This is a genomic window from Pseudomonas defluvii (assembly GCF_001695625.1).
Lineage (GTDB): Bacteria > Pseudomonadota > Gammaproteobacteria > Pseudomonadales > Pseudomonadaceae > Aquipseudomonas > Aquipseudomonas defluvii.
The window spans coordinates 1-24305 of record NZ_MBPN01000082.1; the positions used below are offsets into that span (position 1 = coordinate 1).

Here is a 24305-nt window from a genome sequence, read left to right on the forward strand (position 1 = left end):
ACCCATTGGTAGCCGAAGCCACGGCGCGAGCCAAACCGCGCAAATAGTCAAGGCGCTACCGGCAGCAGCAGGCGAGCGCTCACAGGGAGGTGGTCGGAGATTTCCAGGGTGTCCTGCTGCAGCACCTGTGCGCTTACACGCGTGAGCTTGGGGCTGTGGAACAGGTAGTCGAGGGTTCGGTCCGGAGCGCTCACATTGGGGTCGTTGGGATAATGGGTAAGCCAGCGGGCGCGATCTGCACCGCTGGCCTCGGCATTGCTGGGGATCATGGGGTACGTGTCCCAGAGCAGGTGCAGGTCGCTGTCAGCCGCGTACAACCCGCGTTGCTGGGGCGTGAGGCGCCGGTACTGTCCGAGTGGCAGCATGTTGAAATCCCCTCCAATCAACCATGCCGCGCCTTGGCGTTCCAGGCTGCCAAGTTGTTTAACCAGCGCCTGAACCTGTTGGCGCTGAACATCATTCTGCGTTTCATAGTGCGCCAGGCGGGTGTTGAGCACCGCCAATTGGCCGCCGTCACGCAGTGGCAGGTAACTGGCCAGCACCGCGTGCTGGGGCTGGAGCAGGCGACTCAGTGCATTGCTCGCGGTTGTCGGCAGTTGCAGGCGTTGAGCCTTGCTGATCGGGTAACGGCTCAGGGTTGCCAGGCTGCGGCCAACACTGCCGAAAACATGCCAGTCCGGGACAAACTCCGCTTTCCAGTCGTAGGCCTGTACCGCACACGGATAGAGGTCGACCAGGCGTTCACGCAACAACGCCAGTTGATCGTGATAGCCCGTGGCCTTGGCATTGTTGTCCAGTTCCTGGAGCAGAACGATATCGGGTTGTTCGGCACGAATCACGCGGGCTACCTCGTCGAGGTTATGCGCGAGGTCTTCAGCGGTGGGCCGTGTATCGCTGCCGCGTCCTTCGTCGTACCAGAAGACGTAGCGCTTGCCGGCCAGGTACTGCACGTTCCAGGTCATGACCTTGAGTGCCTGACCAGGCACCAGCGGCGTGCTGCTGGCCGTGCAACTGACGGGCAGGTCTTCGCGGGGGGCAGGTTGCCAGCTCAGGTGTGAGGCCAGCGTCCAGAGCAGGGCAATGGTCAGTAACAGCGTCAGCAGGGTATTGCGCAGTAATCGGATCATCGGCGCGGCTTGGCGGGTTCCGGGTGATGCCTGAGCATACCCTAGCTACGGGGTCTCTACCGTTGGTCAGAAAGAAATACCGTGCGGTGAAGCGAACGTGGAGTAGATTCTTTAGTCCATATCGCATCCCCGAGGGCCATTGACCTGAAAAAAGTTTCATCCTACAGGTGCATTGAATCACTGGCCGCGGCCCCTATTTTCAGTGAGTCTGTTTCTCCAGTTATCCAACGAGGTTGTTCATGAACAGCGAAGAGCAAGCCCTGATCGATGGCCTGTTTGCCAAGCTCAAGCAGGCTGAGGCCACGTCTGCGCCACGAGACGCCCAGGCTCAAGCGCGGATCGCCGAGCACCTGCAACAGCAGAGTGCGGCCCCGTACTACATGACTCAGGCAATTCTGGTTCAGGAGGCTGCCATCAAGCGCCTCGACGAACAGAACAAGCAACTGCAAGCTGAACTCACCCAGGCGAAGGCTCAAGTCGCGGCGACGACCCAAAGCAGCGGTGGGTTTCTGTCCGGCATCTTTGGCAGCGGCACCCGACAGCCTCAACCTCAACCGGTTGCCAGTCAGCCAGTCTCGCCTCCGCCCACCAGCACTGGCGGTTGGCGCGAGCCGGCTCCGGCCAGTTCGTTCAACGCGCCAGGTGTCGCGCCGCAGCCGCAAGCGTATGCACAGCCTGCTGCTGCGCCAGCCCGTGGCGGTGCCAGCAGTTTCCTGGGTGGTGCCTTGCAAACCGCCGCTGGCGTAGCCGGTGGGGTGATGCTCGCACAAGGCATCAGCAGCCTGTTCAATCATCACTCGCAGCCTGAAACCGTTACCGAGGTGATCAAGGAGGAACCGGCACCGGCTAGCGACAGCGGCTGGGGAAGCAATGATGAGCAGCGCTTGACCGCCGACAATAGCGGTTACGGCAATGATCAGGGCGGCTTCATGGGCACCGACTACAACGACGATAGCGGCTTCTTCAGCGACGACGACTCCTACGTCTGAGCCGCGAGTACCCGCATTCGCCCTGGGGCTGGCATACTGTGCGCCGAAACGGCTGACACAGGTGGCCGGTCCCTGGGCGTAATGAGGAAGTACGGTGAAGAAAATCGCAGTGTTCGCCGATGTGCAGAACCTCTACTACACCGTGCGCCAGGCCTATGGCTGTCACTTCAACTATGCCGCGTTCTGGGCTGATGTCTGCCAACACGGGCAGATCGTCGAGGCCGTTGCCTATGCCATCGACCGTGGTGACAGCAAGCAACAGCAGTTTCAGCAGATCCTGCGCAACCTCGGTTTTACGGTCAAACTCAAGCCTTACATCCAGCGCAGCGATGGCTCGGCCAAGGGCGATTGGGATGTGGGCATCACCCTGGATGTGATGGATGCCGCCGCACGGGTTGATGAAGTGGTACTCGCCTCGGGCGATGGTGACTTCGACCTGCTGCTTGAACGCATTATCAGCCGTCATGGGGTCGAAGCGGTCGCTTATGGCGTGCCGGGGCTCACCGCCAATTCACTGATCCGCGCCGCCAGTCGCTACGTGCCCATCGAAGGCGAGTTGCTGCTCAAGCATTGAGTTCAAACCAGAGGTTCTTGTGGAACGTATCGCTGTCATCGACTTTGAAACCACCGGTATTTCCCCGGGCCCCGGTTGCCGCGCCACCGAGGTAGCCGTGGTCATGCTTGAAGACGGGCGTATTGTCGAGCGTTACCAGAGCCTGATGAATGCCGGGCTTGCGGTGCCTGCCTTTGTCGCCGGGCTGACCGGTATCACCACTGCCATGCTGCGCAGTGCGCCGCCGGTCGCCAAGGTCATGAACGAGGTCGCTGAGTTTGTGGGCGACACGCCATTGCTGGCGCACAACGCGGCCTTCGACCAGAAGTTCTGGGATTACGAGCTGGCACAGATCAACCGTCAACGTACCCAGCACTTTGCCTGCTCGATGTTGCTGTCCCGACGCCTGTTGCCAGCCGCGCCGAACCATAAACTGGGCACCCTGACCCGCTGGGCTGGCTTGCCGGACACCGGCACCGCTCACCGGGCCATGGCCGACGCCGAGATGGCTGCCAACCTGGCTCAGCACCTGGCCGATGAGTTGCGTTTGCGCCACGGCGTGAGTGCAGTCTCGCACCCATTGTTCTGCAGTTTGCAAAAAGTACCCGCGGCGAAAATCGCCGAAACGCTCAAGCGCTATCGCTAGGCTTTTTTCGCCGGGTTATCCAACTGCCCCAAGGGCACGCGCCGTTCGACCGCACTCGAGAGAATGATCGAGGTCTTGCTGAAGCCGAACTGGGCAACCCGGTTGATCAGCTCTTCCAGTTCCGGCATCGAGCCGACCGCCGCCTGCATGATCACGCAGGGGTCGCCCGTGACCCGGTGGCACTCGGTGAGCTGAGGGATCTGCGTCAGCGCCTCGTAGGCCTGTTGATTGCCATGGCTGGCCAGGCGCAGTTCGATCACGCACTGGATAGGCAGGCCTATCTTGCTCATGTCGACCTTGGCTTGATAGCCGGTTATTACCCCGCTGGCTTCCAGTTTGGCCACCCGTTCGGCGACCGCCGGTGCCGACAGGTTAACCTTGCGGGCCAATTGAGCGAACGACGCGCGGCCATTTTCCAGCAGCGCGGCGAGGAGCATCCGATCGTATTTATCCATGGTGCGAGAGATCTTTTGAAAAGAAGGTGATGGGCCTGAACAACCTTTGTTTGGAAACTGTTACGGCACTATAAACAGGTTTTGTAGCTTAAGTTTAGTGGGGCTGCTTTCTAAACTAATCCCCCTTACTTACTCGATTTCGAGCCTGCCATGCCTGCCACTCGTCGCTTTCCACTGTTATTGATCGGTGCCTTCCTCGCGTTGTATCTGGTCTGGGGCTCGACGTACCTGGTGATTCGCATCGGTGTGGAGTCCTGGCCGCCGTTGTTGATGGCCGGCGTGCGTTTCATGATTGCCGGTACACTGCTTTATGCGTTCCTGCGCTGGCGTGGGGTGCCCGCACCGACCTGGCCGCAATGGCGCGCGGCGGGAGTGATCGGCGTATTGCTGCTCAGTTGCGGTAACGGCGGCGTAACGGTCGCCGAGCATGCCGGGGTCGCCTCCGGGGTTGCGGCCTTGGCGGTTGCGACCGTGCCATTGTTCACACTGTTGTTTGGCCTGTTGTGGGGGCAGCGCAACACGCGTCTGGAGTGGGCAGGGATTCTTCTCGGGTTGTTAGGTATCGGTTTGCTTAACCTGGGTTCTAACCTTCAGGCGAGCCCGCTGGGTGCGGCCCTGATTCTGTTTGCGGCAGCCTCCTGGGCATTTGGTTCAGTGTGGAGCAAAAGCCTGCCACTGCCTCAGGGGCCGATGGCCAGTGCGGCGGAAATGCTGGTGGGTGGCTTGGTGTTGTTGCTGGGTAGCGCACTCAGCGGTGAGCGCATGACGCAGATGCCGACCGCTGCGGGTTGGGGTGCATTGGCCTATCTGGTGTTTTTCGGCTCGATCCTGGCCTTTAGCGCGTACATGTACTTGCTCAAGCATGTGCGCCCGGCAGCGGCCACCAGCTACGCCTACGTCAACCCGGCAGTGGCGGTGCTGCTGGGCATTGTCTTCGCGGGCGAGCAGATTGGCTTCGAGGAGTGTCTGGCCATGGCGGTGATCATTGGTGCCGTCGTGCTGATTGGTGTTCCACAGTGGCGTAAGCCGAGTGCCGCCAGCGTTCCGGCTGTCGAGGTGGGCAAGGAAGCGTTTTCCAAGTAAAGGGGGCGTTGTGGCAGTTTTGACAACGGCGTGCTGCATGACGGGGCGTCGAACAAGGTAAACTGCCGCCATTGCTGAATTCCCCTGACGGTATTGCCATGACATTCGCCAAACTTGGCCTGATTGAACCTTTGCTGCGCGCGCTTGAGCGCCTCGACTACCACTCGCCGACGCCGATTCAGGCGCAAGCCATTCCGGCAGTGCTGGCCGGGCGTGACCTGATGGCGGCCGCCCAGACCGGTACCGGCAAAACGGCCGGGTTTGCCTTGCCGCTGCTGCAGCGCCTGACGATGGAAGGTGCCAAGGTTGCCAGCAACTCGGTGCGTGCGCTGGTGCTGGTGCCGACGCGTGAACTGGCCGAGCAGGTTCACCGCAATATCCAGGACTATGCCGAACACCTGCCGCTCAGCACCTATGCGGTGTACGGCGGGGTGAGCATCAACCCGCAGATGATGAAGCTGCGCAAGGGCGTCGACCTGCTGGTTGCAACGCCTGGGCGCCTGTTGGACCTGTTTCGGCAGAATGCACTGAAGTTCAATCAGCTTCAGGCGCTGGTGCTGGATGAGGCCGATCGCATGCTTGATCTGGGCTTCTCCGAGGAGCTGCGGGCGATTTATGCCGTGTTGCCTAACCGTCGCCAGACCCTACTGTTCTCGGCCACCTTCTCCGACGAGATTCGCCTGCTGGGCGGGCAGATGCTCAATGAACCGCTGAGCATCGAAGTCAGTCCGCGTAACGTTGCGGCAAGCACGGTCAAACAGTGGATTGTCCCTGTGGACAAGAAGCGCAAGCCAGAGTTGTTCAGCCACCTGATGCGCAAGCAGCGCTGGAAGCAGGTGCTGGTGTTTGCCAAGACCCGCAATGGTGTCGATCAACTGGTGGAGCGCCTGCGCGGTCAAGGTGTGAATGCCGACGGTATTCACGGCGACCGTCCACAGGCGACACGCCAGCGGGCACTGGACAGCTTCAAGGCCAACGAAATCCAGATCCTGGTGGCGACGGATGTGGCCGCCCGTGGCCTGGATATCGACGACCTGCCGCTGGTGGTGAACTTCGACCTGCCGATCGTGGCTGAGGACTACATTCACCGCATTGGCCGTACCGGTCGTGCTGGCAACACCGGTGAAGCGATCTCGCTGGTGTGTGCTGATGAAGTGCAACTGCTCTCGGCCATTGAAACCCTGACCCGCAAGACCCTGCCGCGTCACGAAGAGCCGGATTTTGCGCCAGAGCACCGGGTACCGGTGACCGACGCCAGTGGGCAGATCCTGAAAAAGCCGAAGAAACCGAAAAAGCCGAAGGAGGGTGGTGCCAAACGCAGCCTTGGTCGTTGGCTGGACAGCGGTGAAACGCCTGCAGCCGCACCACAGGCCAAGCCTGTACGTAAGGTGCCGACCTTCAACACCGGCCCGCGCAAGCGCAAGCCGTAATCGCTCGGTCATCGTGTGCGTCGGCGTTGCCGACGCCTACACGTGTGGCTTATGGGTGCTTCAACCACTCCAGCATACCCAGCCCGGCCCGACGCCCACTGGCAAAGCAGGCGGTGAGCAGATAGCCACCGGTGGGCGCTTCCCAGTCCAGCATTTCCCCCGCGCAGAACACCCCAGGTAACTGGCGCAGCATCAAGTGTTCGTCCAGCGCTTCGAAGGTCACCCCACCGGCACTGCTGATGGCTTCGTCCAGTGGGCGAGGGCGCACCAGCGTGACCGGCAGCGCTTTGATCGCGCGAGCCAGTAGCAGCGGGTCGGCAAAGGTCGTTTGGTCGGTCAGCTCGCGCAACAGGGCGGCCTTGACCCCGTCCAGGCCCAACTGGCTGTGAAGGTGTTTGGCCATTGAGCGCGATCCACGGGGCTTGGCCAGTGCGGCGGCAATGTTATCCACAGGCTTGTTGGGCAACAGATCCAGTAGCAGCGTGGCATGGCCGTCGCGGTTGATGGTCTCGCGGATCTGCGCCGACAAGGCATAGACCAGGCTGCCCTCGAGGCCGAGTTCAGTGACCACGCACTCGCCCAGGCGCGGCGCTTGGCCTGGCAGGCTCATGGCGATGTTTTTCAGTGGCGCACCAGCAAACTTCTCTTTCAACAGCGCGCTCCAGGCCTCGACCTCGAAGCCGCTGTTGGCCGCCTGTAGCGGCGCCGTTTCGATGCCGCGCGCTTTCAGCAAGGGCAACCAGGCGCCGTCTGATCCAAGCCGTGCCCAACTGCCGCCACCGAGAGCCAGCAACACCGCATCCGGTTTGAGCGATAGCTCACCCTGTGGGTAACTCATGCGTAAGCTGCCTTCGCTCGTCCAGCCGAGCCAGCGGTGACGGGTGTGGATAACCACACCGCTGTCGCGTAAGCGCTTGAGCCAGGCGCGTAGCAGGGGCGCGGCTTTCATGTCGCGGGGGAACACCCGGCCGGAGCTGCCGATGAAGGTCTCGATGCCCAGGCCGTGAATCCACTGGCGCAGGGCGTCTGCGTCAAAGTCGTCGAGCAGCGCCTTGATCTCGTCGGCACGCTCGGCGTAGCGCGAGACAAAGGCCGGGTAGGGTTCTGAATGGGTAATGTTCATGCCGCCGACGCCGGCCAGCAGGAACTTGCGGCCCACCGAGGGCATGGCGTCGTAAAGGTCGACTGCAATCCCGGCCTGGCCGAGCACTTCGGCGGCCATCAGCCCAGCCGGGCCGCCCCCGATGATAGCGACGTGTGGGCGGTGCGGGTGAGAGGTCTCAGTCATGGTGGGCTGCAAGCGATTGAAAAGAGCCGGCATTCTACCTGAGGCGGGGGCCGGGAAACACTGTACAAAAAATGATCGGCATTCTGCAGGCCACGCCGATCAAGGGCTGGGCTGGCTTTCACTCAGGTTATCCACAGGCGGCTCCACAGTCATTGTGGGTAAAGTACCCGGTGTGCGCTGTGGTGCAGAATGCCGTGGCGCCGTGCCAGGGCCTGGCGATCCTTGCTGTAGCCGCCGCCAATCAGGCCAACCACCGGGATATCACGCCCCAGGCAATGGCGCAGTACGCATTCATCGCGGGCGGCAACCCCCGCGTCGGTCAGTTGCAGGTAGCCCAGGGCATCGTCCTTGTGGACATCGACCCCCGCGTCGTAAAGCACCAGGTCAGGCTGGTAGAGGGGCAGCAGGTAGTTCAGTGCGTCCTCGACCACCCTCAGGTAGTCGGCATCGCCCATGCCCCGAGGTAGCGGAATGTCCCAGTCACTCTGGGCCTTGCGCGCCGGGAAATTCTGCTCGCAGTGCAGTGAAACGGTGATGGCGTCCGGTGTGTCGTGAAGGATGCGTGCGGTGCCGTCGCCCTGGTGAACATCGCAATCGAAGATCAGGACGCGATGCACGCGGCCGGCTTCCAGCAGGTAACGGCTGATCACGGCCAGGTCGTTGAAAATGCAGAATCCGGCAGGATGGTCATAATGAGCATGATGGGTCCCTCCCGCCAGGTGGCAGGCGATACCGTGCTTAAGTGCCTGTTCGGCGGCCAGCAATGAGCCGCCGACCGCCCGTACGGTTCGACGTGCGAGTGCTTCGCTCCACGGCAAGCCAAGGCGGCGCTGGTCCTCTCGGGAAAGTGCGCCGTCCATGTAGCGCGCGATGTAGTCGCGATCATGGGCCAGCGCGAGAATCTCGTTTGGGCACAGCTCGGGGCGCAGCAGTGCCTGATCGGTAGTCAGCCCACTGTCGATCAGGTGGTCGCGCAACAGACGGAACTTGTCCATCGGAAAACGGTGCTCGGCGGGAAAGTCCGGGCTGTAGTCGTCATGGTAAATCAGGGGAAGGGGCATGGCAGCTTCGCGACGAGATCAAGCCTTGATCTTGCCAGTTGTGGGGGCTGCGGTGCCAGCGTTGTACAGGCATAGCGGTAGAGAGAGGAACAGACCATGACCCCCATACTGGAGCTGGAAAGCGCGCGGCTGGTGTTGCGCCAATGGCAGGATGACGACTTGCGCGAGTTTGCTGCGATGTGTGCCGACCCCCAGGTAATGCGCTACTTCCCGGCGCCACTGACGCGTCTGGAAAGCGCCGCGCTGATTGGGCGCCTGCGTGGTCATTTTGCGGAATACGGTTTTGGTTTGTGGGCGCTGGAGCGCAAGGACAGTGGTGCGTTTATCGGCATGACCGGCCTGCTCAACGTCAACTTCAATGCGGGCTTCGCTCCTGCGGTGGAAATCGGTTGGCGCTTGGCGCGGCGTCACTGGGGGCTAGGCTTTGCCAGTGAGGCGGCCTGGACCTGCCTACGCTGCGCGTTCGCACAGTTGGGGCTGGAGCAGGTGGTGTCATTTACCAGCGAAAGCAACCTGCCGTCGCAGAAAGTCATGCAGGCCATCGGCATGCAGGCTGACCCAGACAGCAACTTCGAGCACCCGAGAATTCCACCGGGGCATCCACTGCGCCCGCATGTTCTGTACCGGATCAATCGGACGCAATGGCAAACGACCCTGCGCGGGTGAATCACCGAACATAACGGCCAGCAATGACAAACCCTGTATCATTTGACCACTGGGCATTGCTTTGGAGAATCTCGAATGAGCCACGTGTTGGACGATCTGGTCGACCTGCTGAGTCTGGAAGCGATCGAGGAAAACCTGTTTCGTGGGCGTAGCCAAGACCTCGGCTTTCGTCAGTTGTATGGTGGCCAGGTACTCGGCCAGTCGCTTTCCGCCGCCACCCAGACCGTAGAAGAAGCACGCCATGTGCATTCGCTGCACGGTTACTTTCTGCGTCCAGGCGATGCGTCGATGCCGGTGGTGTACTCCGTGGACCGTGTACGTGATGGCGGCAGTTTCAGCACCCGGCGGGTAACGGCGATCCAGAAAGGGCAGCCCATCTTTACCTGCAGCGCTTCATTCCAGTACGACGAAGAAGGGTTCGAGCATCAGGCGCAGATGCCGGACGTGGTCGGCCCGGAAAACCTCCCGTCGGAAGTGGAAATTGCCGAACGTATGGCCGAGCACATACCGGAGCAACTGCGCGAAAAGCTGCTCTGCGCCAAGCCGATCGAAGTGCGCCCGGTGACCGAGAAAGACCCGTTCAACCCGCAGCCGGGTGACCCGATCAAGTACGCCTGGTTCCGTGCCGACGGCAACCTGGCTGACTCGCCGGCATTGCACAAATACATCCTCGCCTATGCGTCGGATTTTGGCCTGCTGACCACCTCGTTGATGCCGCATGGCAAATCGGTCTGGCACAAGGACATGCAACTGGCCAGCCTTGATCACGCCTTGTGGTTTCACGGCAACCTGCGCGCCGATGACTGGTTGCTGTACGCGATGGACAGCCCTTGGGCGGGCAATGCCCGTGGTTTCTCGCGCGGCAATATCTTCAACCGGGCTGGGCAACTGGTGGCATCGTCGTGCCAGGAAGGGCTGATTCGCCATCGCAAGGACTGGGCATGAACCTGCACCACATTCGTCATTGGGTGTTTGACATGGACGGCACCCTGACGGTTGCCGTGCACGATTTTGCCGCCATCCGCGAAGCGCTGGACATTCCCGCCGAAGACGACATCTTGACCCATCTGGCGGCCCTTCCAGCAGAGGAAGCCGCCGCCAAGCATGCCTGGTTGCTGGAACATGAGCGTGACCTGGCTATCGCATCGCGCCCGGCGACGGGTGCGGTTGAGCTGGTGCGTGAACTGGTCGCGCGCGACTGCCAGCTAGGCATCCTCACCCGTAATGCCCGTGAACTGGCGCATGTCACGCTGGAGGCCATTGGCCTTGCGGACTGTTTCCCCGTGCAGAGCATTTTGGGCCGCGACGAAGCACCCCCAAAGCCGCATCCGGGAGGGTTGCTCAAGCTGGCCGAGGCCTGGGATGTCTCGCCGAACGAGATGGTCATGGTGGGGGACTACCGCTTTGACCTCGACTGCGGTCGTGCGGCAGGTACACGCACCATTCTGGTCAACCTGCCGGACAATCCCTGGCCAGCGCTCACCGACTGGCATGCGGCGGATTGCCGGGCATTGCATGCGCTGTTGCGTACTGGCTTGTAGGTACAGCGCATCCGTTGTATCGGCAAAAAGCGATCTGATTTCCTGAGTTTTCCCCTCGCTCCTGCAGCGCTCGTTTCGCCCGGCATATGTCGGGCGAAACGAGCTGCCCCTCAATGAAACCTCTCTATATCAAGTGTTACAGGCCGTGTCTGTGCATCGCGTTTCGCCTTATGTGGGGGTTATTTCAAACACCTTGTGTGATATTTTGCGCGCCGCTCTAGAAATCAAGACACAGAAGTCGTCTCACAAAGGCGAGTTCTGTGACGCACCAATTCAGGTGCATCCCGTATCAAATACGTAGTGAGTGTGATTGATCATGAGTACATCCCCTAACGTTGCCGCACGAGGCGCGGACCACGCCGAGGCGACTGAGTCCTCAGGCCTGGAGGTCAAACGGCTGACCTTCGTCGAGGCTGTGGCAATGATCGTGGGTACCAACATTGGTGCCGGTGTGTTGTCCATGGCCTATGCCAGTCGCAAGGCCGGCTACATGCCGCTGCTGCTGTGGTTGGCCGTGGCGGGCATATTCACCACCATCTCCATGTTGTATGTCTCGGAAACGGCGCTGCGTACCCGTAGCCATCACCAGCTCAGCGGCCTGGCTCAACGCTATGTCGGCTCGTTCGGTGCCTGGGCAATCTTTCTGTCGGTAGCGGTCAACAGTATTGGCGCATTGATCGCTTACATGAGTGGCAGCGGCAAGATTCTCAGCCAGTTCTTCGGTATCAGCCCTGCGCTGGGCAGCCTGTTGTTCTTCGCCCCTGCGGCGCTGGTGCTGTACTTGGGCTTGAAAGCCATTGGCAAGGGTGAAAAGTTCATCAGTATCGGTATGGTCTCGATGACCCTGGTGCTGGTCGTTGCAACGCTTGTTCATGAGAACACGAACTTCGCCAACCTGCTCGAAGGCGACTGGGTCTACATGATTCCGGTGTTCAACATTGCCGTGTTCTGCTTCTCGGCCCAGTACGTAGTGCCGGAAATGGCCCGTGGTTTCAGCCATGCGCCCAAGCGTCTGCCGGTGGCTGTCATTACTGGCATGGTGATCACCTTCGTGCTGCTGGCCATTGTGCCGATGTCGGTCATCTCGCTGAACGGTCTGGAAAACCAGACGGAAGTTGCGACCCTGGCCTGGGGGCAAGCGTTGGGCCAGTGGGCGTTCTACACCGCCAACACCTTTGCCCTGTGCGCGATGATGACCTCCTATTGGGGCCTGGGCGGTAGCTTCCTGACCAACATCTTCGACAAGTTCCCGAAGCTGGGCGCCGAGAGCCATCCAAAGAGCCGCCTGATGGTATTGGCCATCGTTTGCGTACCGCCATTCCTGCTGGCCTATAGCGGTATGGTGGGTTTCGTCAGTGCGTTGTACTTTGCCGGCGTATTCAGTGGTGTGATTCTGTCGATCATGCCGATCCTGATGCTGCGTTCGGCACGCAAATACGGTGACATCGAGCCTGCCTGGAAGTGCGGCTGGATCGCCCATCCTGCGCTGCAGTGCATGGTGGTGGTGCTGTACCTGTGCAGCATGCTGTATGCGATTTCCAGCGCGTTGGGTTGGTTGCCATCCGGCTGGTAAACACCTACGCAAACAACAAAGCCCGCTTCGTGCGGGCTTTGTTGTTTCTGGCCTCAAGGGCTGCAGGGTGTTGGTGAAAGGTTTCATCACCTGGCATTGAGCGTGACATGATTTTTGCCTCGACGGACATTCGACCAAAGCATCGAAGCGGCTGTCTGGCCTTCCGGTTGCTGGGTAAGCGCTGCTTGAGTCGTTGCGGGTGGCACGTAAAAAGCCCCGGGCAGCGTGGCCTGCAAGGCATCAGGCGTGGATTGACATGCCTTGTGGCGCTTAAAAAAATTCAGACGAACGGTCTATCCTGCGGGTTATAGCCGCCCTGGATGGTTTTCTCGGGGTTAAGCAGCAAAGCTTCTGGCCGATAGTCAGGTCACTACTTTTTCAATGTGCACCTGCATTTCTGCCTGGAGTCTTTATGTTCGGCTGGATCAGCAACATCCGTGTCAGCGCCAAATTGGGTTGGGGTTTTGGCCTGGTGTTGGGGCTTACGTTGTTACTGGCTATCACAGGGTGGTATGCGCTCAACACCCTTACCGAGCGTGGCGAGAAGGTCGAGAAGATTGCACTGGTCAGCGACTACACCAAAGACCTGCGTATTCAGCGTCTGCGTATGGGGAGCAACCTTCAAGCTGAAGGCTTGAGCCCTTTACAGCAGATTCTGGATAAATTGGCGGCCCACCTGGAAAACATCGAACATCATTTCGAAGCGCCCGCCGACCTGGACTTGATCCGCCAGCAGCGCCAGTCGGTCGATGAGTACCGGCAGATCCTGCAGGCGTTGAGCCAGCCCAACGCGGATACCGCGTCCTTGTTCAAACACATGGCGCAGTTGGGCGATGTGCTCATCAACACCACGCAGCAACTGATCCAGTCGCAAAATGCCAAGCGTGACAGCGATGCAGCGTCTGCCAAGGCCACGCTGAGTATCGTCACGGTACTGGCTATGCTGTTCGGTGTCCTGTCGGCCTGGGTCATTACCCGGCAGATCGTCAACCCGTTGCAGCATACCCTCCAGGTGGTGGAGCGCATTGCTCATGGCGATCTGAGCCAGGACGTGCACGTCAATCGACGCGACGAGTTGGGCCAACTGCAGTCCCGGCTCGACCAGATGACCGTCAGCCTGCGTGAGTTGATCGATGGCATTCGCACCAGTGTGATCCGGGCGACCAGCGCAGCTGAAGAACTGTCAGCAGTGACCGAGCAAACCAGTGCCGGCGTGAACAGCCAGAAGGCCGAGACCGACCATGTCGCCACCGCCATGAACGAAATGACCGCGACCGTGCAGGATGTAGCACGCAACGCCGAAGAAGCCTCTGAAGCGGCCTCCATGGCCGACCAGCAAGCCAGCGAAGGTGAACGCGTCGTGGCCGAGGCCATTGAACAGATCGAGCGCCTTGCCCAGGAAGTGGGGCACTCGGCAGATGCCGTGGGCCATCTGAAGGAACAAAGCGACAAGATTGGCGGCGTGCTGGACGTGATCAAAGCAGTGGCCCAGCAGACCAACCTGCTGGCCCTGAACGCAGCGATCGAAGCCGCCCGTGCTGGTGAGGCCGGGCGTGGTTTTGCCGTCGTGGCTGATGAAGTCCGCCACCTGGCTTTGCGCACCCAGCAATCCACTGAGGAAATCGAATCCCTGGTCGCCGGCGTACAAAGCAGTACCCAAGCGGTTGCCGTGAGCATGGACAGCAGCCGGCAGATGAGCGAAAGCAGTGTGGAATCCACCCGGCGTGCAGTCACCGCGCTGGAGAACATCACCCGCACAGTCTCCACCATCCAACTGATGAACCAGCAGATTGCCACCGCGTCGGAACAGCAAAGTGCTGTGGCGGAGGAGATCAACCGCAGTGTGATCAACGTGCGCGACATCTCCGACCAGACGGCAAGCGCCTGCGAAGAGACCGCCTCGTCAAGCATCGAACTGGCACGGCTCGGTCATGAGCTGGAAGTGTTGGTGGGGCGTTTCAAGGTCTGAGCTGAGATAAACGCCGTCCCTGTCGACACAAAAAGGCACCCAGGCCTATCGCAATTTGTTCGGTAAGCTGCCCAGTAGCACCGTTAGGGGCGTCAGGTGAGGGATTTGCTTGCGGTTTTGGGGCGGTAGCGGAGGGGGCTAATGGTAAGGTAAGGAGTTGGCCTTGTCGTGAGTTGGTGATCGTTAAGCTAACGAGTACGACTAAGGCTCAACTACCCATCTCCCGCGCAACATTCCTTTAAGCTCATCAACGCTTAGAGTCATATCCCGCTTTCGATGGACCACTGTGTGACAGTTGGCGCACAACGTTACGAGGTCAGTCTCAGGATTAACGGCTTTCTCCCCACCAAAGTCCGAAATCGGTACTACATGATGAACGTGAATGAAGCCTTTCGCGTGCTCGCCATAAGCTTGTTCGAAATCAAACCCACATGCCTTGCAGTTAAGCCCGTGGATAGCGATAGCCTTCATCCTCAGATCTTTCCGGCGCTCGTAACGGGTTCCAAAGTAACTTGTCTTGCTGCCTTCATTAGCCGATTCAAAGGTCCATGGATCGTCTTCGGTATTCGGCACAACCGCGTCAGCCTGCGAAGGCAGGGGCTTCGCATGGTTGAGGATGGCATCGTAATCGGATTGGGAAATGGGCCGAACCCCGTCACGCCAATAGTTATTCATGCGGGTGGCGGGGATAGTCTCCAGGTACGCTCCGTCAATTTTTGAGGGAACAGCACCTTCAAACGGCGTGAAGTTTTCGATCAGTGCAAACAGGTCGCCCTTATCACTCCTCCGGTCTGCATAGACCTTGCCGATGCGTGCCATACCAAAATAATGCGGATCGGCGCTGAGGCGGACGGAAGCAAAGTTTTTGTCCTTGATGCGCCCTTTGTAGTAGATCACTTCGGTTCCCTGAGCGAGCCAGGTTTGATATCGCTTGGGGAAGTGATAGACAGCACCTGTTTCGTCTTGCCACTTCGATGTGTCGTTTTCAACGATGACGACGGGCATTTCATTTCCTCTCGACTGATATCAAAAGCCTACCAAAAAAGAGGAAATTTCCTACAGGATCTTTGACTGATGTGCATCAGTGCTTAACGTCAGCTCTGCGTCAGATCTGCGGGTTGCCGCGGCGCCATCGCTTTAGAATGGCCCCTTTCAGATGTCCCTTTTTGCGTGGCTTTGGCCGAAGGGTGTCGTGAAGAGGTGTCGCCGCTGTAGTTTCATGACCGGCCATGAGAAGTTATCGTCGGAAGTGTTGGATAACGAAACCAAGAGCCGGGCGTTTGCGCTGGTGATTTTGAAGATTCTCAAGACCGCTGCTGCCCACGATGAGAGCCTCGTGAGCGGCGCCTAAAGCGGCCGGGGAGATTAGGGAGTAACAGTGGCAATTCCGGATTTTCAAAGCGTGATGCGGCCTGTGCTGGCCAATGTACAGAACGGTGCGCCGCTGCCGCTCAATGAGTTGCGCGAGCGGGTGTCCGATCAGTTCCAGCTGACCGAGGACGAGCGTAAGGAGCGCCTGCCCTCCGGCCATCAGACGGTGATCAACAACCGTGTTGGCTGGGCGCGTACCTACCTGAATAAGGCCGGGCTGCTGTGCATTCCCGCCAAGGGCATGGTGCAGATCACTGCGCGCGGGCTTGATACCTTGGCCAATGGCCCGGAGCGCATCACGGTGGGCTGGTTGAAGCAGTTCCCCGAGTTCGCGGACTTCCATACCGCCAAACCGCAAGAGCCTGACGCACCTGCCTTGCTGGATGTTGATATTGCCGAAACCACGCCCGACGAGCGGTTGGTAGAGGCGCATCAAGCATTGGTGCAGTCACTCGCAGACGAGCTGTTAGTGCAAGTCCGGGCAGCTACACCCAGTTTCTTTGAACAGTTGGTGGTCGATCTTATGATCGCTATGGGCTACGGCGGCTCGCGCAAGGAAGCCGGCAAGGCGACCCAGGCGACCAATGATGATGGGGTCGATGGGATTATCAAAGAAGACAAACTCGGCCTCGACGTAATCTATCTGCAGGCCAAGCGCTGGACCAACACAGTGCACCGCCCGGAAATCGACAAGTTTATCGGTGCTTTGACACGCCAGCGTGCCCGCAAAGGCGTGTTTATCACCACGTCGGAGTTCTCCGATGGTGCCCGTACCGCAGCGCTGGGGCTGGACATCAAAGTGGTGCTGATCGACGGTGTTGAGCTGGCACGACTGATGGTGGAGAACAACCTGGGTGTGAGTATTAAGCGGGTGTATGAAGTGAAGCAGCTGGACAGCGATTATTTCGCAGGGGAGTGACTTGCAACACTGGTGGCCGGCTCAGCCAAGTAGGTATGAAGTCGGATAACCCCAGATGCGGCATGGGCTGGTGAGGCTAAAGTCGGCATTACCCAGCCAAAACAACCCAGCGTGCACAAAAAAGGCACTTGCGAGGTTCGCTAAGTGCCTTTTCTGTTTTGCGTATTTGGTGGCCGGGGTAATCTGAAATGATTGGCTAAGTGACTATTTTGGTTGAAAAACCTCTGTTTTAAAGGTGGTTCTGGAATACCAATTGGAATACCGAAATCCCGATTTCACGAGGCGCGGACTCATCTAAGACTGTGACGGTGACAGTTCACTCTGAGGCTTTGAGTCTCAGAGACTGTGCCACCAAAAGCTGACGGTCAGGATCAGAGCAGTTGGTGCCTAGTGCTGAGTACTGGTGAAGACGCAGTCACACACTGAGAAATTCGCATGAGCTGCCTCGACCTCAGCGAACCCATTCCTGCCGCACGACGTAACCCACCTGCAATAGACACGCTACGTGAGGATCGAGTAGTGTCGCAGGCGAATTTGCACCCACGTGTGGTTGAGCAAACGAGGCTGTCTATCCATGGTGTATATCTCCCTTATACGCTCATCGGTACGCTGAAAACCTCAGCCTAGACACGGATAGCAAAAGGAACAAGGAATGTTCTACACAACGCCCGTTCGGGGAGTTATGCATCACCTTGTGTTTATTTATAGTTTTATGCTCCGAGGAAACCAGCTCCGTGAAAATATTAACGATGTGCATGGAATGCCAAAAAGAACTGGGGTGTCCATCTTTCGAACCAATAATTGCTGACTATTACGAAGAGGCTCTAGCATATATAGAGTGTTCTAAAGGTCACAAATCAGCAATTTTGCTTCAAAGTCAGAAATTTGAAGTTTTACTTGAGTCGGCAGCGAACGCTCTAATTGAAGGCTATACGCTCGAAGCTGCCTCCAGTCTTTCGTCAGCATACGAGCGCTTTTTTGAGTTCGCGATAAATGTATATTGTAAGAAAAATAATACTTCCAAAGAGGCACTGAACGAAACATTCAAGCAGGTCTCAAAGCAATCAGAGCGCCAAGTTGGTGGTTTTTTATTCCTCCACCTGCTTACGTTCGGGACTCACTATACACTCAACAAAAAAATTCCAGAACTCAGAAATAAAGTCATACATCAAGGCTACATCCCAACGCCTGATGAAGTAGCAAGCCTTGGCGGTCTAATATATAAAGAAATATCCACAATCACCGCCTTGATCAAATTAAACCTATCAAACGAAATGCAGCAAGTCGTAATGGATACGGTGCAAAGGCGGAACGAAAAAATACCCCAAGATATACCTCGCGCAACCACTACAGGCACGATGTTCTTCAGTCTGGCCATGTCGGAGCAAAAAAATAGTTTCCAAGAAGCTCTTATTAGCTACAAGGAAGCAAGAGAAAAAGTTAACGGGTCAGTGCCGTTTTTGCGCGCTTTTAGCAAAGCAGTTGCACTCTTTTCCAAACCTCATATTCCCGTATAACAATGCGCTCAAATCGCTCAAATCGCTCAAATCGCTCAAATCGTTCGCTGGGACGTAAGCGCTCCATGAACCACACATTCGAAGCGCTTAACTGATCCCCGATGCTGTGCTCCCGATTTCTTTCTGGAGCCCGCACGTCATGAGGCGTCCCGACGCCAAAGTCGAAAAAGTCTACCTTTACCCCAGGCCTGTCGACTTCCGAAAGTCTATTGACGGTCTGGCCGCCTTGGTCGAACTGGACATCAAGGTGGCGGTGTTCGACCCCGTGCTCTTCGTGCTCTTCGTGTTCCTCGGCTTAATGCCGGTTTGCATTTTTAGCCTGGAATACCAACTGGAATACTGTGACACCTATTCCTACCCTGCCAACAAACAACAGTGATGACTGTAAGTCGACCTGCGCCCAAATCGCGGCCGACCTGGTCGAAGCGTCAGCCTGCTTCGACTGACCTGCGCGAGCTCCTGCTCCGATCGTCGGCCCGGCTCGACACCGACGCGGCGCATCGAACTGAAGGCATAGCCCGTCATCAGCCTGCACTGCAACTTGCCTGAGGTTTTTCACCACGATGAGATGCACCTAGAGGGCTGCTCTCAGGCCAAGCGGGTAGATGTGGAAAATCGCTTCGCTTCAGGACGCCGAATCTAGGGGTTGAGCTTTCAGCTTTACGACAGTTATGGCTCAAGCTAAGGTGCTGGCATAAGGACATGATTCTCCAGCATTTGTCCACGGAAGGTTCTAGGGTGCACGTGGTGCGCCCGCCCACTCCGAGTTTGTGGCGCCCCCGAAGCGCGCGCTTGGCAAGGTGCTGTCATTGATCCAACTGGATTGGTCTTTGACGCATCATCGCCTGTAATGCGGTCATGCTGAACATCAAGAATGCTTAATTGAAGGCGGAAAGTATGGATTTTTCGACGTTGTTGCACCTATGGGGTGCAGCAAGCTCTGAGCAGCTGATCGCACCCAAAATGGTTGTAGGTCTCGTTTTCATTCTTTGCGCTTGGTATTTTGTCCGTTACTTCTGTAGGTCATTCAAGCTTAGTGCCCAGCTGAAACGTTTGACTGTTAGCTTGCAGAGCGTGAAAACTCTCGCTCCACCTCTTCGGCGCGCTGAACTTGAACGTCTGTTCAGTGGCGGCAGACTGGATCATTCCTGGCGCGAGTATGCTGAAACGCTGCACGATCAGTTCGAGCTCAAGGAGGGCGAACAGGTCCTTGTCCGATCGCGAGCCACCGCCGGAGCTGCACACTTCTTCTCGCCGCAAAGTGTGATTGATACCCCGCTGGGGACCGAATTCTATAAGCACCTGCCTGGTATCTTGACTGGTATCGGTATTGTCGGAACCTTCTTCGGTTTGATGCTAGGTCTTCAGCACTTTGATCCGAGCACACCTGAGCAGGTTAACGCCAGCGTCGACAAACTGTTGAAAGACGTGCTGTTCGCTTTCATAGGCTCCTTCATTTCGATCATGGCCTCCATCGCCGTCACGCTCACTGAAAAGTGGCGGCTGGGGCGCTGCTACAAGCTGCTTGAGGCATTCAACGAAACAATCGACGGGCTTTTTGACAGCGGAGTCGGTGAGGAATACCTGGCTGAGCTGGTGCGCTCCAGTGCTGAAAGCTCGGTGCAAACCCGTCAGCTGAAGGACAGCCTGGTTACTGATCTGCGGGAAATGTTACAGAACCTCGTTGATACCCAGGTCCGTGAAAGCCTCAAATTGGCAGATACCTTGTCAACGACGTACCGTGACTCTGGGCAACTGTTGGCCGACCAGGTGAGCGGTGCGATCGAGAACAGCCTCAAGTCGCCGCTTGAAGCCATCGCGGGTGCAGTGCAGGCCGCCAGTGGCGATCAGTCCGGGCAGGTACAGAACCTGCTTCAGGATGTTCTGGTTGCTTTCATGAGCAAGCTGGAAGGTACGTTCGGCCAACAGTTCAATGGCCTACACGAGTTGATGGGCCAGTCAGTTGCTGCCATGCAGTCGATGCAGCAGGGTTTCTCGACGCTGATTCAGGATATGCGTTCGGCTAGCGAGTCCTCGAATCAAAGTAGTTCGGCCATGATTGCCCAGCTACTGGCCGATATGCAGGCAGGACAAAACGCCATGCAAGCGGGGATGAATGAGATGCTCGCCAATCTTCAGGCTTCGGTTGCCCGCATCGGCAACGAAGGGGAGGGGGCCGGCGCTCGAATGGCCGAGCAATTGGAGAAGCTGTTCGCTCAAAGTGAGGCTCGCCAACAGGCAATGGCTGAAAATCTCCAGGCTTTTGTCGAGTCGATCAAGCAGAGCATCGGCCAAGGCCAACAGGAAACCATGGCCAAGATTGCAGGCTCCGTGGAAGTGCTGGGTGAGCAGCTCTCGGCCGTCTTCAAGCAACTGGAGCATGGTCAGCAGCAGATGGATCAATCCACCCGTGCCGCCCAGGCTGATCTTCACCAAGGTACCCGCGACCTGGTGGGCGGCCTCGATGAGCAGGTCAAGGCATTGCTGCAAACAGTTTCCGAGCAACAGAAATCTGCCCAGGACACTGTCAATGCATTGAGTGCCCAGACAGAGCAGCACTTGCACAGTATGCAGCTAGGCGCTGACAAGATGCGGGCGGCGGCTGAGCGGTTTGAAACCGCAGGACAAAGCGTGGCGCGAGCCAGTGAGTCGACTGCTGGTCTGATGGGCGCAGTCCAGGGCGCAGGTGCTGAGCTTGCACAAGCATCGCGTGAGCTGAACACCGTTGTCGCGGACTACCGGAACAATCGTGAAGCGGTAGCGAAAACGCTCGCTGTCATCGAAGGGGTAGTTGCCAGTGCTCAAGGGGAGGCCAGCGGTCGCAGCCAATATCTCCAGGACCTGAAGGTTCAGAGCGAGCGGATGCAGGCGCTTAACCGCGAAGTGTATGAATACCTCGAAAATATCAGTGGTGTGCTGGGTAACGGCTTCAAGGAATTCGGTGAAGGCATGGACCGGGCGTTGAGACAAACCCTGGGTAGCCTCGACACCGAGCTCGATAGAGCAGTCAAGAGCCTCGCTGGCGGTGTGGAAGGGGTCAAGGAAAGTCTCGAAGACTTCAGCGACATCATGGAACGCATCAGGCGGTAACGGAGGCTAGTCGATGTTTGGTAAGCAAATGCCTTCGGCTGTCCGTTCCAAGGACGAGGGAGAGAAGCCTTTCTGGATTTCCTTCGCTGATTTGATGACCGCAATGATGATTCTGTTTCTCGTGGTCATGGTGGCGGCTTTGAGCTCAGTGACGCAGCGTATCAACCAGGCGGAGCAGGGGGAGAAGCAGCGTAGCAAGGACATCAGTCAGATTTGCGAGCACCTGAGTCTCAAGGCGAAGACTGCCAGCAAGACCATCGTCGTGGACTGCAAGGACAACCGGATCAGCTTCGGCGATGCTGGCCGTTTTGGGCATAACCAGTACGCACTGAGCAACGATGGTCAATCGGCACTTCAGGAGGTCGTGCCGATGATTCTGGACGCGGCCAACAGTGAAGAGGGACGCAAGTGGTTCAAACAGGTTGTGATCGAGGGCTCGACCGACACCGACGGCTCCTACCTTTATAACTTGCACCTGTCGCTGCAGCGTTCGGAGTGGGTGATGTGCAGCCTGCTCGATAGTCGCAGTCCGCTCCAGGTCGGATTGTCGCCTGAGCACCAACAGCAGATCAGATCGATGTTTCTGGCGGGCGGCGTGTCGTTCAACAACGCAAAGGGCACCAAGGAAGAAAGCCGGCGAGTGGAGTTGCGAATGCAGTTCTTTGGCTTGAAGGAGAAGGAGGGCAATCTCAAGCCTGATGTGCCGGTGTTCACTAACACTGATGTGGAAAAATGTCAGTTGGCGATGAATCGATGACCAGCTCAATCGTGAGGCTTTCCGCCGCCATTAGCCAAAGCCTTTCAGCTCATCGCACGGCGCAGGCCCCAGAACCATTGGAGCGTTTCCCCCGTCTGGCTGCTGCGGGGGTCGATCTTTACGAGCGATTCGAGCGCGCTGAAAAGGCCTTGCCGCCACCCGAAGAAAAGCGCCGTGCTGCGATAAGCAAGTTTCGCAATGTGCTGCCACTCAACGCCTCGGAATGGCGCTTGGTGTTCGCCGGCCTTTCAGACAAGAGTGAGCGAGTCGGGCCAATATTGGACGATGACCAGCTTTACGCCCGGGTGCACGAAGAAGTGCATCAGCGTATCGAAAAGCGAAGGCTGAGCCGCCGGGATTGGTTGGCGCTGTGCTTCAGCTACTTTGGCTATGACGCCGTTACGCCCGCGCAGAACGCTAATTGGTGCCTATTGCGTGAAGACGTTCAGCTCGGTTTTGAATGCGTCAGGGACCAGCAGAAGCGTGTGAAGGAATGGGTGCAGATCGTTCAGCAACATCAGGAGCTTTTTTCCGAGCAGGCAGGTGCCACGCTGGGTGACCAGATGTTCAAGGGTGAAATCAGCGACCTTTCGGCATTGCAGACGATTGCGCAGATCCCTGACAGCAGTTGGCTGTGGCGAAGGATCTTTACCGTACTGATTTCTCGCATTTTCATGCTGGATGACGCTGAGTTCTCTCTGCGCTTGGCCGACCTGATCGACATCGGCCGACAGCACCCGCGGTACATGAACGACATCCTGAGTGCATGCCTGTCGCGTTACCACTTGGCAGCTTATCGAGAGAAGCCGTCGTCGCTGCTCAAACAACTCGCGCTCGACAATTGGGGCAGCCCACAGATCCGCTCCAGACAAAACAGCTGGCTGCAGTATGTCGATAAAGACGTCTGTGCGATGGTCGTGGCATGGTTCGCGAAGGAAGATCTGGAGCACTTCTTCAACTTGTTGAAGGGAGACTCCGAGGTTGATCAGTCGCGATTGTATTACTGGCTAAGATTTGCCAACCAAATGAGCTACACCCGGATCGTCATGGGCTCGGACGCCTGGAATGACCGCGGGCAGGACTTTGTCCATTTCCGTGAGAAGAACAAGGGGCGCTTGAGCAAGCTGGTCGGTGGTCCTGGGCACAACAATGCCGTTGTCATGCAGATTGGGGACTACTTTTTCGTGGAGTTTTCTGGAACGGGTAATGCCTGCTTTGTGTACAAAGCGGACGACTCGCCGTTTAACCCAGACCAATTCCAGCTTGAACTCGCCAAAGAACTCAAGCAGCGCCATCGAACGATAGAGTGGATGATTCATTCACCTGCGCCTGGCCGCCCAGACCGCATCGAGGGTTGGCTAAGCAAGTTCGATGACAAGCTCGGAAAATTGGGCATTCGCGTTCAAACTCAGGCCGCAGCGGCAGGTTCAGCCAAGCCGTTGCCTTTTGAAGATCAGGTCCGTGACGCTCTGAGGTCGGTCAAACACAAGGTCTATGATCAGCGCGAGCGCGGCGGTGCATATCAGGTCCAGCTTGATGACCATGACCCGGCCGCCGTAACTGCGCTTCAGCGCCTGGGCTTCAGGCCCGTCAATAACCAGCCACTCCGGTTCTGGAGACAGTAATGCTCAAGCGATTCCTCAAAGGCATTGGCCTGCAATCGAACCCGGCAGCAGAAAATACTGAGCCGGTTTTTTCCGTTGAGGAGCAGGGCATTTGTTATCCCCTGAGCTTGGCGGAGAATAAGGAGTCATGGCCGCTGGCAAGTTATCTGGACCAGTTGGAAGAAGAGGAGTTCGTCTCCCAACTCAGCGATCGCTGGCTGCTGACGTGGGATGAGCTGTACCGGCTGCTGGATGAGCCAGAGCACGTAACAAGTTTGCCTCTATTGGGGTTGCCGCCACAGACAGCCCTCATCCCTCAATTGAGCAGCCAAGGCAGCCTTGCCTCCGACGATTTCAAAGTCTCCATCAGTGGCTGGCGTGACCCGCAGTCCAATGCCAATGTGCAAGTGCAGCGTACGGGGGCCATCGTTCATTATCACGGAAACACGGAAATTCTGCCTGAGGTGTCCTGGAAACTGACCTGTGCGGTACGACAACTTTATCTGGCACAACAAAATGAGCCAGGTGAAGTAACCAACCAGATCGGCTGGGCCAGCATCAGAAAGCTGGCGCGCAAGGCGGGTGCCGGTATAGTGGATCCACCTTTTGAGACAGTGACTACGGGGTAGTTTAAGCTGTCGTCCTCGAAAGGATGACAGCAAATGG

Annotated in this window: 22 protein-coding genes and 1 pseudogene; 18 read left to right on the top strand and 5 right to left on the bottom strand. The window is 57.9% G+C overall.

Annotation, left to right across the window (positions count from 1 at the left end; genetic code table 11):
- Window positions 1-47: 47 nt before the first annotated feature.
- Window positions 48-1127, bottom strand: coding sequence for an endonuclease/exonuclease/phosphatase family protein (locus EKA13_RS19475; RefSeq protein WP_065760934.1), 1080 nt, complete (start codon window positions 1125-1127; stop codon window positions 48-50).
- 239 nt (window positions 1128-1366) lie between these two features.
- Between EKA13_RS19475 and EKA13_RS19480 the strand changes: the two genes are divergently transcribed.
- From EKA13_RS19480 to EKA13_RS19490, 3 genes are all read left to right on the top strand, one after another.
- Window positions 1367-2116, top strand: a complete 750-nt coding sequence (locus EKA13_RS19480; RefSeq protein WP_065760935.1) for a DUF2076 domain-containing protein — start codon at window positions 1367-1369, stop codon at window positions 2114-2116.
- A 94-nt stretch (window positions 2117-2210) separates the two neighbouring features.
- Window positions 2211-2690: a LabA-like NYN domain-containing protein gene (locus EKA13_RS19485; RefSeq protein WP_065760936.1), complete on the top strand. Its 480-nt coding sequence runs from the start codon at window positions 2211-2213 to the stop codon at window positions 2688-2690.
- Between the two features lie 19 nt (window positions 2691-2709).
- The gene (locus EKA13_RS19490) at window positions 2710-3315 is read left to right on the top strand and encodes a 3'-5' exonuclease (protein ID WP_065760937.1); all 606 of its coding nucleotides are present in this window, start codon (window positions 2710-2712) and stop codon (window positions 3313-3315) included.
- On the opposite strand, the gene EKA13_RS19495 is transcribed toward EKA13_RS19490, so the two are convergent.
- Entirely contained in the window at window positions 3312-3770 is a 459-nt protein-coding gene (locus tag EKA13_RS19495; protein WP_065760938.1) for an Lrp/AsnC family transcriptional regulator, read from the bottom strand. The genes EKA13_RS19490 and EKA13_RS19495 overlap by 4 nt on opposite strands.
- Window positions 3771-3920: 150 nt before the next feature.
- Here EKA13_RS19495 and yedA point away from each other — a divergent pair, with 150 nt between their 5' ends.
- Both yedA and rhlE1 read left to right on the top strand, forming a co-directional pair.
- Window positions 3921-4853, top strand: coding sequence for a drug/metabolite exporter YedA (gene yedA / locus EKA13_RS19500; protein ID WP_065760939.1), 933 nt, complete (start codon window positions 3921-3923; stop codon window positions 4851-4853).
- Window positions 4854-4951: 98 nt separating this feature from the next.
- Window positions 4952-6283 carry an RNA helicase RhlE1 gene (gene rhlE1, locus EKA13_RS19505; protein WP_065760952.1) on the top strand — a complete coding sequence of 444 codons (1332 nt, stop codon included), beginning with the start codon at window positions 4952-4954 and terminating at the stop codon, window positions 6281-6283.
- Between the two features lie 49 nt (window positions 6284-6332).
- Here rhlE1 and EKA13_RS19510 read toward each other — a convergent pair whose 3' ends face one another.
- Together EKA13_RS19510 and EKA13_RS19515 are read right to left on the bottom strand one after the other, a co-directional pair.
- The gene (locus tag EKA13_RS19510) at window positions 6333-7571 is read right to left on the bottom strand and encodes a TIGR03862 family flavoprotein (protein WP_065760953.1); all 1239 of its coding nucleotides are present in this window, start codon (window positions 7569-7571) and stop codon (window positions 6333-6335) included.
- A gap of 149 nt (window positions 7572-7720) precedes the next feature.
- Window positions 7721-8632: a histone deacetylase family protein gene (locus EKA13_RS19515; RefSeq protein ID WP_065760940.1), complete on the bottom strand. Its 912-nt coding sequence runs from the start codon at window positions 8630-8632 to the stop codon at window positions 7721-7723.
- A 96-nt stretch (window positions 8633-8728) separates the two neighbouring features.
- On the opposite strand from EKA13_RS19515, the gene EKA13_RS19520 reads away from it, so the two are divergent.
- From EKA13_RS19520 to EKA13_RS19540, 5 genes are all read left to right on the top strand, one after another.
- Entirely contained in the window at window positions 8729-9298 is a 570-nt protein-coding gene (locus EKA13_RS19520) for a GNAT family N-acetyltransferase (protein WP_065760941.1), read from the top strand.
- A gap of 75 nt (window positions 9299-9373) precedes the next feature.
- Window positions 9374-10243, top strand: a complete 870-nt coding sequence (gene tesB / locus EKA13_RS19525) for an acyl-CoA thioesterase II (RefSeq protein WP_065760942.1) — start codon at window positions 9374-9376, stop codon at window positions 10241-10243.
- On the top strand, window positions 10240-10839 hold the full coding sequence (locus EKA13_RS19530) for an HAD family hydrolase (RefSeq protein WP_065760943.1): 600 nt from the start codon (window positions 10240-10242) through the stop codon (window positions 10837-10839). The genes tesB and EKA13_RS19530 overlap by 4 nt, the downstream gene beginning before the upstream one ends.
- A 316-nt stretch (window positions 10840-11155) precedes the next feature.
- Window positions 11156-12412, top strand: a complete 1257-nt coding sequence (locus EKA13_RS19535) for an aromatic amino acid transport family protein (RefSeq protein ID WP_065760944.1) — start codon at window positions 11156-11158, stop codon at window positions 12410-12412.
- Between the two features lie 412 nt (window positions 12413-12824).
- Complete coding sequence (locus tag EKA13_RS19540; protein WP_065760945.1) at window positions 12825-14381, top strand: methyl-accepting chemotaxis protein; 1557 nt, start codon at window positions 12825-12827, stop codon at window positions 14379-14381.
- 201 nt (window positions 14382-14582) lie between these two features.
- Here EKA13_RS19540 and EKA13_RS19545 read toward each other — a convergent pair whose 3' ends face one another.
- Window positions 14583-15386 carry an HNH endonuclease gene (locus tag EKA13_RS19545; protein ID WP_065760946.1) on the bottom strand — a complete coding sequence of 268 codons (804 nt, stop codon included), beginning with the start codon at window positions 15384-15386 and terminating at the stop codon, window positions 14583-14585.
- A 214-nt stretch (window positions 15387-15600) separates the two neighbouring features.
- Here EKA13_RS19545 and EKA13_RS28650 point away from each other — a divergent pair, with 214 nt between their 5' ends.
- The 8 genes and pseudogenes from EKA13_RS28650 to EKA13_RS19580 form a co-directional block, all read left to right on the top strand.
- Window positions 15601-15732 (top strand): hypothetical protein, encoded by a 132-nt coding sequence (locus EKA13_RS28650; RefSeq protein ID WP_281182085.1) that lies wholly within the window; start codon window positions 15601-15603, stop codon window positions 15730-15732.
- Window positions 15733-15759: 27 nt separating this feature from the next.
- The gene (locus tag EKA13_RS19550; RefSeq protein ID WP_083199853.1) at window positions 15760-16671 is read left to right on the top strand and encodes a restriction endonuclease; all 912 of its coding nucleotides are present in this window, start codon (window positions 15760-15762) and stop codon (window positions 16669-16671) included.
- Between the two features lie 734 nt (window positions 16672-17405).
- Entirely contained in the window at window positions 17406-18188 is a 783-nt protein-coding gene (locus EKA13_RS19555) for a hypothetical protein (RefSeq protein WP_125862950.1), read from the top strand.
- A gap of 139 nt (window positions 18189-18327) precedes the next feature.
- Entirely contained in the window at window positions 18328-18567 is a 240-nt protein-coding gene (gene tnpB / locus EKA13_RS28425; RefSeq protein WP_245704363.1) for an IS66 family insertion sequence element accessory protein TnpB, read from the top strand.
- A 518-nt stretch (window positions 18568-19085) separates the two neighbouring features.
- Complete coding sequence (zorA1, locus tag EKA13_RS19565; RefSeq protein ID WP_065760948.1) at window positions 19086-21278, top strand: type I Zorya anti-phage system protein ZorA1; 2193 nt, start codon at window positions 19086-19088, stop codon at window positions 21276-21278.
- A gap of 13 nt (window positions 21279-21291) precedes the next feature.
- Window positions 21292-22035, top strand: coding sequence for a type I Zorya anti-phage system protein ZorB1 (gene zorB1 / locus EKA13_RS19570; protein ID WP_065760949.1), 744 nt, complete (start codon window positions 21292-21294; stop codon window positions 22033-22035).
- Window positions 22032-23660 (top strand): type I Zorya anti-phage system protein ZorC, encoded by a 1629-nt coding sequence (gene zorC, locus EKA13_RS19575; protein WP_065760950.1) that lies wholly within the window; start codon window positions 22032-22034, stop codon window positions 23658-23660. Before zorB1 ends, zorC begins: the two co-directional genes overlap by 4 nt.
- A pseudogene (locus EKA13_RS19580) lies at window positions 23660-24232 on the top strand (type I Zorya anti-phage system protein ZorD); the annotation flags it as partial. The gene zorC and the pseudogene EKA13_RS19580, both read left to right, overlap by 1 nt.
- Between the last annotated feature and the right edge of the window lie 73 nt (window positions 24233-24305).

What these genes read in the sequence shown, in the direction of transcription:
- EKA13_RS19475 (WP_065760934.1), bottom strand. Translation starts at nt 1,127, where the DNA reads ATGATCCGATTACTGCGCAATACCCTGCTGACGCTGTTACTGACCATT.
- EKA13_RS19480 (WP_065760935.1), top strand. Translation starts at nt 1,367, where the DNA reads ATGAACAGCGAAGAGCAAGCCCTGATCGATGGCCTGTTTGCCAAGCTC.
- EKA13_RS19495 (WP_065760938.1), bottom strand. Translation starts at nt 3,770, where the DNA reads ATGGATAAATACGATCGGATGCTCCTCGCCGCGCTGCTGGAAAATGGC.
- yedA (WP_065760939.1), top strand. Translation starts at nt 3,921, where the DNA reads ATGCCTGCCACTCGTCGCTTTCCACTGTTATTGATCGGTGCCTTCCTC.
- rhlE1 (WP_065760952.1), top strand. Translation starts at nt 4,952, where the DNA reads ATGACATTCGCCAAACTTGGCCTGATTGAACCTTTGCTGCGCGCGCTT.
- EKA13_RS19510 (WP_065760953.1), bottom strand. Translation starts at nt 7,571, where the DNA reads ATGACTGAGACCTCTCACCCGCACCGCCCACACGTCGCTATCATCGGG.
- EKA13_RS19515 (WP_065760940.1), bottom strand. Translation starts at nt 8,632, where the DNA reads ATGCCCCTTCCCCTGATTTACCATGACGACTACAGCCCGGACTTTCCC.
- EKA13_RS19520 (WP_065760941.1), top strand. Translation starts at nt 8,729, where the DNA reads ATGACCCCCATACTGGAGCTGGAAAGCGCGCGGCTGGTGTTGCGCCAA.
- tesB (WP_065760942.1), top strand. Translation starts at nt 9,374, where the DNA reads ATGAGCCACGTGTTGGACGATCTGGTCGACCTGCTGAGTCTGGAAGCG.
- EKA13_RS19530 (WP_065760943.1), top strand. Translation starts at nt 10,240, where the DNA reads ATGAACCTGCACCACATTCGTCATTGGGTGTTTGACATGGACGGCACC.
- EKA13_RS19535 (WP_065760944.1), top strand. Translation starts at nt 11,156, where the DNA reads ATGAGTACATCCCCTAACGTTGCCGCACGAGGCGCGGACCACGCCGAG.
- EKA13_RS19540 (WP_065760945.1), top strand. Translation starts at nt 12,825, where the DNA reads ATGTTCGGCTGGATCAGCAACATCCGTGTCAGCGCCAAATTGGGTTGG.
- EKA13_RS19545 (WP_065760946.1), bottom strand. Translation starts at nt 15,386, where the DNA reads ATGCCCGTCGTCATCGTTGAAAACGACACATCGAAGTGGCAAGACGAA.
- EKA13_RS28650 (WP_281182085.1), top strand. Translation starts at nt 15,601, where the DNA reads ATGACCGGCCATGAGAAGTTATCGTCGGAAGTGTTGGATAACGAAACC.
- tnpB (WP_245704363.1), top strand. Translation starts at nt 18,328, where the DNA reads ATGAGGCGTCCCGACGCCAAAGTCGAAAAAGTCTACCTTTACCCCAGG.
- zorA1 (WP_065760948.1), top strand. Translation starts at nt 19,086, where the DNA reads ATGGATTTTTCGACGTTGTTGCACCTATGGGGTGCAGCAAGCTCTGAG.
- zorB1 (WP_065760949.1), top strand. Translation starts at nt 21,292, where the DNA reads ATGTTTGGTAAGCAAATGCCTTCGGCTGTCCGTTCCAAGGACGAGGGA.
- zorC (WP_065760950.1), top strand. Translation starts at nt 22,032, where the DNA reads ATGACCAGCTCAATCGTGAGGCTTTCCGCCGCCATTAGCCAAAGCCTT.